Below are 2,858 nucleotides of genomic sequence, written 5' to 3'. Positions count from 1 at the left end.
CTGGCCCCTGCGTTCGACGACGGCCGGCGCGTCGTCCGCCGGGCCCGGACGGGGCACGGGACGGGGCAGGGGACGGGCCAAGGGACAGGGCGGAGGCTGACGCAACTGGAATATGCGCGCGCCGGCATCGTGACCGAGGAAATGGAATTCGTGGCGATCCGGGAGAATCTGCGCCGGGAACGGGGCGACGCCGCCCTGCGGGACGGCGAGGATTTCGGGGCCAGCATTCCGGATTTCGTCACCCCCGAATTCGTGCGGGACGAGGTGGCAAGAGGCCGGGCGGTGATTCCGGCGAACATCAACCATGCCGAGCTGGAACCGACGATCATCGGCCGCAACTTCCTGGTGAAGATCAACGCCAATATCGGCAATTCCGCGGTGCTGGGCCATGTGGCGGACGAGGTGGACAAGATGGTCTGGGCCACGCGCTGGGGCGCCGATACGGTGATGGACCTGTCGACCGGGCGCAATATCCACAATATCCGCGACTGGATCATCCGCAACAGCCCGGTGCCGATCGGCACCGTGCCGATCTATCAGGCGCTGGAGAAGGTCGGCGGCGTGGCCGAGGACCTGAGCTGGGAGGTGTTCCGCGACACGCTGATCGAGCAGGCCGAGCAGGGGGTGGATTATTTCACCATCCATGCCGGGGTGCGGCTGCCCTTCATTCCGCTGACCGCGGCGCGCGTGACCGGGATCGTCTCGCGCGGCGGGTCGATCATGGCCAAATGGTGCCTGGCCCATCATCGCGAGAGCTTCCTGTACGAACGATTCCCCGAGATCTGCGAGATCATGCGGGCCTATGACGTGACGTTCAGCCTGGGCGACGGGCTGCGCCCCGGCTCGATCGCCGATGCGAACGACGCGGCGCAGTTCGCCGAACTGCGCACGCTGGGCGAATTGACCCGAATCGCCTGGGACCACGGGTGCCAGGTGATGATCGAGGGGCCGGGCCATGTGCCGATGCACAAGATCAAGGCCAACATGGACGAGCAACTGGCCCATTGCGGCGAGGCGCCGTTCTATACGCTGGGGCCGCTGACGACCGACATCGCGCCGGGATACGACCATATCACCAGCGCGATCGGGGCGGCGATGATCGGCTGGTTCGGCACCGCGATGCTCTGCTACGTCACGCCCAAGGAGCATCTGGGCCTGCCCGACCGCGACGACGTCAAGACCGGGGTGATCACCTACAAGCTGGCGGCCCATGCGGCCGACCTGGCCAAGGGGCATCCGGCGGCGCGGCTGCATGACGACGCGGTGTCGCGCGCGCGCTTCGAATTCCGATGGGAGGACCAGTTCAACCTGGGGCTGGATCCGGAGACCGCGCGCTGCTTCCATGACGAGACCCTGCCGAAGGAAGCGCACAAGACGGCGCATTTCTGTTCGATGTGCGGTCCCAAATTCTGTTCGATGAAGATCAGCCAGGATATCCGCGACGCCGCCCGGGCCCAGAATGACAGTGCCCGAAATGATAGTACTCATAATGACGGGGTGCTGTCGCCGGGTGAGATCGCCGCCGGGCTGGCGGAAATGGGCGCGCGTTTCCGGGCGGGCGGCGGAGACATCGACGTGGCGGTGGGTGGTGCGCCGGTCGGGGACTGACCCGGTATCGTCGTTTCCGGCTGCTTTTAGCCGGCTGCCTTTGGCCGGCCGCCTTTGGCCCGGCCGTCCTGACCCGGTCGTCCGGTCAGGCGGCCGGGATCTCGGCCGCGCGGAACCGGGCGGTGGCCGGGTCGGCCTGGTAGGCATCGGCGGTGGGGTAGGGCGCGCGCGCCAGATCGTCCACCGCCGCGATGATCCGGTCGGCTTTCTCGTCGGTCATCAGCACGCTGAAATTCAGGCGGGTCCAGCCGGGCTTGCGCAGTTCCTCGCCCCGCAGGATCGCGTCGCGCAGGGCGTGCGATTCCGTCTGGCCGATTCCCAGCAGGCGATGCGCGTACGGCCCGGCGCAGGCGCAGCCGCCGCGGGCCTGGATGCCGTGGCAATCCGACAGCATGCGGGTGAAAAGCTGCTGGTGGATCAGCCCGCCATGGCGCGGGTCGCGCACCTGGAACGAGAAGATCGGCAGGCGGGATTCGGCCCGCGGGTTGCCCAGGATCGCGAGATTCGGATTGCGGTCCCAGACCTGGCGCGCCCTTCGGTAGAGTTCGGCGTGGCGTGCATCCATCCGCGCCTGGCCGATCGCCTCCTTGACCAGGAAGGCCAGGGCGGCGCGGATGTCGCCGATCACGTTCGGGGTGCCCGCTTCCTCACGCGTGGCCAGTCCCTCGGCATAGTCATGGCCCCAGGGCGAGACGAACCGCACCGTGCCCCCGCCGCTGAAGGTGGGCGTGCGGCGCGACACCGCCGCGTCGCGGACGATCATCACCCCCGACGCGCCGGGGCCTCCGATGAATTTATGCGGCGACAGCACGACCGCGTCCTTCTCGAACGGCGTGCCGGCGCGCATGTCGATCGGCAGGTAGGGGCCGCCGCCGGCATAATCCCAGACCACCCGCGCGCCATGCGCCTTGAGCAGCGCGCTGACCGCGTCGATGTCGGTGACGATGCCCGTCACGTTGGACGCCGCCGAGAAGGCGCCGATCTTCAGCCGGTGCGGATCGGCCGCCCGCAGCGCCGCGCGCAACTGCGCCAGGTCGGGGCCGCCGTGCGCGTCCTCGGCGATTTCCACGATCTCGGCGCCGCTTTCCCGCCAGGGCAGGATGTTGGAATGATGCTCGTAGGGGCCGATGAACACCAGGGGCGCCGCCCCGGCATCGCCGGCGCCCAGCAGATGGACCAGCCGGTTCAGCCCCGCCGTGGCGCCCGAGCCGGTGAAGATCGTCGAGAAACCGGCGCCCGCGCCGCACAGC

2 protein-coding genes are annotated in these 2,858 nt (G+C 68.6%); one reads left to right on the top strand and one right to left on the bottom strand.

Translation table 11 applies throughout. From position 1 onward, the window contains the following. Positions 1 to 1,608, top strand: a 1,608-nt coding sequence (gene thiC / locus HUK84_RS14185; protein WP_176640871.1) for a phosphomethylpyrimidine synthase ThiC, incomplete at its 5' end; no start/stop codon positions are given. 85 nt (positions 1,609 to 1,693) lie between these two features. On the opposite strand, the gene HUK84_RS14180 is transcribed toward thiC, so the two are convergent. Beyond that, positions 1,694 to 2,858 (bottom strand): aminotransferase class V-fold PLP-dependent enzyme (locus HUK84_RS14180; RefSeq protein ID WP_176640870.1); only part of this gene is annotated, 1,165 nt, incomplete at its 5' end.

The sequence above is a fragment of the Nguyenibacter vanlangensis genome, assembly GCF_013376155.1.
GTDB classification, from domain to species: domain Bacteria; phylum Pseudomonadota; class Alphaproteobacteria; order Acetobacterales; family Acetobacteraceae; genus Gluconacetobacter; species Gluconacetobacter vanlangensis.
The sequence above is the reverse complement of the archived record's forward strand: the minus strand, read 5'-3'. Positions and strand labels throughout refer to the sequence as shown.